This is a genomic window from Nostoc sp. CALU 546, assembly GCF_048836525.1.
Window position 1 is genome coordinate 62,556 of sequence record NZ_JAWJTF010000011.1, and the last position, 6,788, is coordinate 69,343.

At 41.3% G+C, this 6,788-nt stretch carries 7 protein-coding genes; 6 read left to right on the plus strand and 1 reads right to left on the minus strand.

What is annotated here, in order from left to right; genetic code table 11:
- The first annotated feature begins 76 nt into the window (after positions 1–76).
- From tnpC to RRG12_RS08170, 5 genes are all read left to right on the plus strand, one after another.
- Complete coding sequence (tnpC, locus tag RRG12_RS08150; protein WP_420758317.1) at positions 77–1,549, plus strand: IS66 family transposase; 1,473 nt, start codon at positions 77–79, stop codon at positions 1,547–1,549.
- Between the two features lie 596 nt (positions 1,550–2,145).
- Positions 2,146–2,742, plus strand: a complete 597-nt coding sequence (locus RRG12_RS08155; RefSeq protein ID WP_069069846.1) for a tRNA-(ms[2]io[6]A)-hydroxylase — start codon at positions 2,146–2,148, stop codon at positions 2,740–2,742.
- A gap of 18 nt (positions 2,743–2,760) precedes the next feature.
- Positions 2,761–3,165, plus strand: a complete 405-nt coding sequence (locus RRG12_RS08160; RefSeq protein WP_069069847.1) for a VOC family protein — start codon at positions 2,761–2,763, stop codon at positions 3,163–3,165.
- A 345-nt stretch (positions 3,166–3,510) separates the two neighbouring features.
- Positions 3,511–4,134, plus strand: coding sequence for a Uma2 family endonuclease (locus tag RRG12_RS08165; protein WP_420758933.1), 624 nt, complete (start codon positions 3,511–3,513; stop codon positions 4,132–4,134).
- 52 nt (positions 4,135–4,186) lie between these two features.
- Entirely contained in the window at positions 4,187–4,810 is a 624-nt protein-coding gene (locus tag RRG12_RS08170; RefSeq protein WP_420758934.1) for a Uma2 family endonuclease, read from the plus strand.
- 71 nt (positions 4,811–4,881) lie between these two features.
- On the opposite strand, the gene RRG12_RS08175 is transcribed toward RRG12_RS08170, so the two are convergent.
- A complete protein-coding gene (locus RRG12_RS08175) occupies positions 4,882–5,829 on the minus strand; it encodes an IS5 family transposase (protein ID WP_420758163.1) in 948 nt (315 codons plus the stop codon).
- Positions 5,830–6,558: 729 nt separating this feature from the next.
- Between RRG12_RS08175 and RRG12_RS08180 the strand changes: the two genes are divergently transcribed.
- A partial coding sequence (locus RRG12_RS08180; protein ID WP_420758935.1) for a hypothetical protein occupies positions 6,559–6,788 on the plus strand: 230 nt, incomplete at its 3' end.

The window sequence follows — 6,788 nt, forward strand, 5'->3', positions numbered from 1 at the left end:
AATAGCTCTCAAAAGAGTAAGGATTCAGGTGCTGGGGTATTGACAAGTGTGGTAGGGGAAGCAGAATATAGCAATTATGGAAAAAGACCTGCCACTAAAACTAGACATTGAAACCCTAAAACAGTTGGAGAAAGAGCAACTGGTAGAGATGCTTATGGAGCAGGCAAAAGCTATAGAACAGCTAAAATCCAGAGTAATAGAACTAGAATCTGTAATAGAGAAACTCAAAGTTAGTAGAGACTTAGACAGCACAATATCATCAAAACCACCGTCGGCAGACATCCTCAAAAAAACCGAGAAAAAACTTGAAGATGAACCAGAGGAGAGTGAAAGGCCAAAACGGAAACCAGGAGGACAGCCAGGACATCCGGGAAAAACGAGAAAGGGTTTTGGGAGAGTAGATAGGTTTGAGATATTAAGACCGCAAGTGTGTTTTTGTTGTGGTCAAAAGGAATTCAGTAACAAACCAATAAAAATAGAAACCCAGCAAGTAGCACAGTTGGTAGAAAGACCCATCGAAATCGTAGAATATCAAAGACATACCTGTATTTGTAGCGAGTGTGGGTCAACACAAACAGCAGACTGGTCGCCAGAAATAGTACCGGGACAAGATATAGGAATCAGACTGCAAGCTTTCTTGGGATGGATAAATAATTACGGGCATTTACCATACGAAAAACAACAAGAATTGTTGTGGGAACTAGGACAAATAGAAATTGGCGTGGGAACATTAGTAGCCACGAATGAACGAATAGATGGTGCAGTAGCTCAAAGTATTGATAGTCTCAAAGAATGGATTAAACTTACCCAGCCAAATATCCATGTGGATGAAACACCTTGGTTAGTCAAAGGTGTAAAAGAATGGTTATGGATTTTTGCCAATACCGACTTCGCTTTATTTCATGCGGCTGATACTCGTTCTCGTGCTGAATTAGAATCTATTCTAGGCTCAAGCTATGAGGGTGTACTCAGTTCTGATGACTTTAGTGCCTACAATGGTTATAAGGTCATTGCTCAACAGAAATGTCAAGCACATTTACGCCGTCACTTCAAGAAACTAATCAAGATTCCTGGCTTGAATAACAAAGAGATTGGGTCAGCATTTGTCAGCCTGATAGATGAAGGTTTTAAAAACTATGCTCTCTTCCAACAAACTAAAAACATTGATGAGTTCTGGAGTTGGGCATCCGAGTTCAAACTAAAAGTTGAATCTTCCATTCATTCATGGATTGATAAAGCTGGAGGAGAAGCAGGTAAACTTTTACGCTCCTTACGTAATAAAGCTCATCAATGGTGGTATTTTTTAGACCACCCGGACATCCCGCCTGATAATAATTTAGCTGAACGAACATTACGTTTAGCAGTCACAAAACGAAAAGTCAGTGGTGGTTCTCGTTCTCTGAAGCGATTCCAAGATACTGCTAATTTATTGACTGTTATACAAACTTGTCGCCGTCAAGGACGCTCTGTTATTGACTTTTTTGACCAAGCTATCAAAGCGATGGTTAACTCTTCTGTGCAGACCCCTTCTTTAATTCCTCTCGTTTAGACCTGAATCCTTACTCAAAAGACATATTCAGGAAATCATAGAGGAAGTGCAAACTTTTAAGCACTGCTTATCTGAATATGGAATATCCAATTTTATCGAACAGAATAAAGGCGTCAGTCGTCAGAATTCAGCAATGTTTTCTGTATGACTGGCGGATGGCGCAGCGTTAGCGAGTCTTGTCTACGACACGCTACGCGAACGAGCGTCTTTATTCTGACTCCTGAATTCTGACTCCTGAATTCTGACTCCTGAATTCTTCTTCAACCATCTCTGTAAATATGTGAAAATTGAGTTGACAAAAACAAAAAAAGAGCTATTCCAATATTATTGGAGTAGCTCTTTTTTGCAAAGTGATTCCCGAATATTTGATACTGAGTAAAACCAATGGCAGAAATGTGACAATGAAAGCATTTCGTGCGTGGACAAGACAGCAAACAAGAGCCATTTAGAGGTATTTTAAGCTTTTGGTAATCAATGACGTGCTGACTAAGAGAGAGAGAGCAAAAGGTATAAAAGCAACAAATTGCCCCATCCACGATTAAAATCAATTTGTTAGGGTACTCAGCCAAATTTAAATTCTGGAGTTTTGTGACTTTGTGCTTACTCAGTTATCGACTATCAACGCCCTAAAACAGCCCACAAGCTCTGCTTGGGTTGAACAAGCGATCGCTAACTTAGACATCATCTTACTCGACCACTCCCACTGTGAACGCAAAGCAGCGGGCGTAGCCTTAAACATGATGTTTCGTTACCCTTCCAATACTAAGATGGTGCGGGAACTAACTGCGATCGCCCGCGAAGAACTAGAACACTTTGAGCTAGTTAACCAATGGTTAGAACGCCGGAATATTCCCCTAGCCCCCCTACCACCGCCTCCCTACGGCGCGGGTTTAAAAGCTCAAGTCCGCCCCAAAGAACCTGAGCGATTCCTGGATTCCTTACTAGTAACTGGTTTAATAGAAGCTCGCTCTCACGAACGCCTGGGATTATTAGCTGCTCACTGTCCAGAGCCAGAGTTAGCAAAATTTTATCGTGGGCTAATGGCATCCGAAGCGCGACACTACGGTATATATTGGGTTTTAGCTGCTACTTATTTCGACCGAGAAATTGTCATGCAACGGCTTGATGAATTGGCAATTGTCGAAAGCGAGTTGCTGGCGACTTTGCATCCAGAACCTAGAATTCACAGTTAGTAGACTAAGGTAACAGATATGAAGCTTCAGTTAACACACCTGAGACTGCTTGTCTCCAACTATAAAGATTCTTTTCTGTTCTACCGGGATCTGCTGAAATTTGATGTCGATTGGGGCGATGAAGATAGCGGATATGCTGAGTTTAATACCGGATATCTCAAGCTGGGTTTGTTCAAAAAAGAATTAATGGCTGAAGTAGTCCCCAGAATCGAACAACCTTCGTATGTTGTCAATCGAGATAAAACTGTCTTGATTTTCGCAGTCGATAACGTGGATGAGGTTTATGAGCAAGTAAAAACTCAGAATGCGATCGTTGTAACAGAACCACAAGATCGCCCAGACTGGGGAATCCGCACAGCTTATTTTCGCGATCCTGATGGCAATCTCATCGAAATATACAACAATCTAGGAATTGTTAGTTAAAAGTTCCCTACTAACAACTATGGCAATCCCAAATCATTCGTGAGAAACAAGATCGCCAGTTTTGCTGCACCCTTTTACCTTGCTTTAAACGTCAAAAATGCGATCGCTCCACTGCAACATATTTTGTTTCCATTTTTACCCCTAGGAAATTATATAATTTTTCGTTTCCTGGATTTGACAGATAACACAATTCAGGAAACTCTTCCCTTTATTCTAATTAACAAAATACAGAAACCTTAAAGTACTTCATTCCTGGCAGAACTTGAGAACGAGAAAAAACCCTTTCCTGTGTCGGGGAGAAGTTTGGAAAGGAGTCAAATTTGACATAAAGCAAAGAGGCAAAGTATGACTCAAGCCTTAACCAAACAAGTAACATTTGATGAATTTATCGCCTGGTATCCAGAATCTTCAGACAGGCATTATGAACTACATGATGGGGTAATTGTTGAAATGCCTAAGCCAAAAGGGAAGCACTCAGAGATAGCCGGGTTTATCAATGGTTCTTTGTTTATTGAAATAACCCGTTTGTCAATCCCTTGGTTGATCCCTAAAGAATGCGTCATCAAATCAGTTAACACTGATTCAGGGTATGAACCAGATGTCATCGTTCTTGATAGACAAGCTGTTAGGGATGAACCTCGTTGGAAAAAAGAATCTATCATTACGCGGGGTAGTTCTGTCAAGTTGGTTGTAGAAGTTGTTTCAACCAACTGGAGTGATGATTATGCTTTGAAGCTAGAAGATTACGAGTCTTTGGGCATTCCTGAATATTGGATTGTAGACTATCTAGGTTTAGGTGGTAGGCGGTTTATTGGCAATCCTAAACAACCAACAATCTCGATTTACCAACTAATTGAAGGTGAGTATCAAGTTAGGCAATTTAGGGGAAGCGATCGCATTCAATCGCTAGCATTCCCAGAGTTGGATTTAACTGCTGAACAGATTTTTCGGGCTGGAGAAGTCGCGTAATTTAGGTGGCTAAGGTTTAAATTTTTATCTGACTTTAAAGCAAGAGGAAAATATGACTCAAACCTTACGCAAACTAGTAACATTTGATGAATTTATCGCTTGGTATCCAGAAAACTCACAACGACGCTATGAACTGCATGATGGGGTAATTGTTGAAATGGCTCCTCCCACAGGTGAACATGAACAAATTGTTGGATTTTTAGTTGGGGAAATAGTTACAGAATACAAACGTTTAAAACTACCTTATTTCATCCCCAAAACAGCATTCATTAAACCGAATCAGAGCGAAGCAGCTTACTCACCAGATGTACTGTTGTTGAATAACTCTAACTTAGTCAATGAACCTCTGTGGAAAAAAGAATCTACTGTAAGCCAAGCGGCATCAATTCCTTTAGTAATTGAGGTGGTAAGTACCAACTGGCGAGACCACTATTTTACCAAAGCAGGTAAATACGAAGAGGTCGGAATACCTGAATACTGGATTGTAGACTATCTAGGTTTAGGTGGTAGGCGGTTTATTGGCAATCCTAAACAACCAACAATCTCGATTTACCAACTAATTGAAGGTGAGTATCAAATTAGGCAATTTAGGGGAAATGATCGCATTCAATCGCTAGCCTTCCCAGAGTTGAATTTAACTGCTGAACAGATTTTTCAAGCTGGAGAAGTCGCGTAAACAAGGGCTAAAAAAGGGCTTTGTTGCATGAAACAGAAAAAAGGCACACCAACTCTTAGCAGAGTTAGTAATTATTTTTCCACTTTGTAGCTATCTGGCTTGCCTAACTGAATCATGCGATTAAGTGCAGCACATTGCAGAAATAACTCAACAGCTTGATTGTCAAAAAAGCGTCGTCTTAGCTTACCCCCAAAAATAATTTTTAGTCGAAACATAGCTGTTTCAGACAAAGAACGTCGATGATATCTACTTTCTTGCTTCCATTGCTGGCGACCAATTTGATGTATCCGACGCAAATTTTCATCTCTTTGATGTGGAGGCAGTTCAGAGTTATGAGGCTGTTGAATCTGAGCGTTACTGCGAGGTGGAATCACTGCTTTGGCTTGGCGTTGAGTGATTGTGTCGTAACTTTTGTTTGTGTCATAACCGCCATCACCAGATACTTGTTCAATATTGGAGTCAATCTGCTCCAACAAGTCGGGTAGTACCTCGCAATCAGCTACATCATTAGTAGTCACCACCGCAGCCAAAATCTCTCCGCTTCCTTGATCAACTCCCAGATGCAACTTCCGCCACGTCCGTCGTTTACCTACCCCATGTGTGCGAACTTTCCATTCTCCTTCACCATACACTTTTACCCCAGTTGAATCCACTACAACATGGATTGCGTCATCCTTTGGGATTACGGGCAGTTCCACCGATAAATTGCTCAAACGACGGCATAGGGTGGAGTGATCTGGTACCTTCAACTCAATTCCCATCAAGATAAACAGTGATTCTAGAAATCCTTCCGTCTGCCGCCCTGCTAAGTTAAATACCGATTGTACAGTTCCCATCGTAGCGATCGCCACGTCACTGTAATAGTTGGAGGCTCCTTTCCGTCCTGTTTTCTTTTCGTTGCGCCACTGTTCGATTACTTCTTCACTCACCCAGAAAGTCAGGCTCCCTCGCTGCTTGAGCGCCGCATCATATTCCTGCCAGTTACGGACTCTGTAGTTAGTTTTGGCTTTCGTCTTCATAGTCCAACTAAGAAACTAGGAGGGGATTAGTAGAGGTAGGAAGGAATAAGTAAAATTTACCATTTTTCTCTATTCATGCAACAACGCCCTAAAAAAGTAAAAGAGTATCAAAGACTCGTCCACGAGTACCGAAGACTCATTCACGAGTATCAAAGACTCGTCCGCGAGTGTCAAAGACTCGTCCACGAGTGTCAAAGACTCGTCCGCGAGTGTCAAAGACTCATCCGCGAGTGTCAAAGACTCGTCCGCGAGTGTCAAAGACTCGTCCGCGAGTATTAAAGACTCATCCGCGAGTATCAAAGACTCATCCACGAGTATCAAAGACTCATTAACGGAGTTCCGAGCCTCATTAATGAGTATCAAAGACTCGTTGACAAGCCAATCTGAACCATTGGTAATGATAAATTCTTTTTAGATTCAGTAAAAATTATTAGCACTCGTGTAGTAAAACACAGAATAGTAAATTGCTTTGATATCTTGCAGCATTCTTAATTAACACCCACCTTTGCCTGGAACTCGAATTTCCTTTCTCATAGCCAAAGTCCACTCAATGTGGACTAAAACCCAAGTATGGAAAGAATTTAGCCCTCTTAAGAGGACTTTCGCTATCAGCCAGAAGTTTCTAACCTGTGGCGGTTGTTGGGATTAGTGCAAAATATTAGTGGTTGCGAAATTGTCCAGCGAATCAGGGGCATTACATATAATTTTCGTTAACAGGTGAACCTCAGTATGGCAAACACGCCTCAACGTTTCCTTGAAAAAATCCGAGAAGCGAAAAATAAACAGCTTAAAGAATTAGATTTAAGTAATCATTGGTTTACTTATGACAAGGAAAAATTAACAGAGATTCCTGTTGAGGTGTTTGAACTGGAATGGTTGAAGGTTTTGGATTTAAGCGGCAACAAATTAACGACGCTGCCAGAAGCGATCGCCCGCCTGCAACAACTCACTTCCCTGGA

Coding starts and splice junctions, on each gene's coding strand:
- tnpC (WP_420758317.1), top strand. CDS start 77: ATGGAAAAAGACCTGCCACTAAAACTAGACATTGAAACCCTAAAACAG.
- RRG12_RS08160 (WP_069069847.1), top strand. CDS start 2,761: ATGAAGCTTCAGTTAACACACCTGAGACTGCTTGTCTCCAACTATAAA.
- RRG12_RS08165 (WP_420758933.1), top strand. CDS start 3,511: ATGACTCAAGCCTTAACCAAACAAGTAACATTTGATGAATTTATCGCC.
- RRG12_RS08170 (WP_420758934.1), top strand. CDS start 4,187: ATGACTCAAACCTTACGCAAACTAGTAACATTTGATGAATTTATCGCT.
- RRG12_RS08175 (WP_420758163.1), bottom strand. CDS start 5,829: ATGAAGACGAAAGCCAAAACTAACTACAGAGTCCGTAACTGGCAGGAA.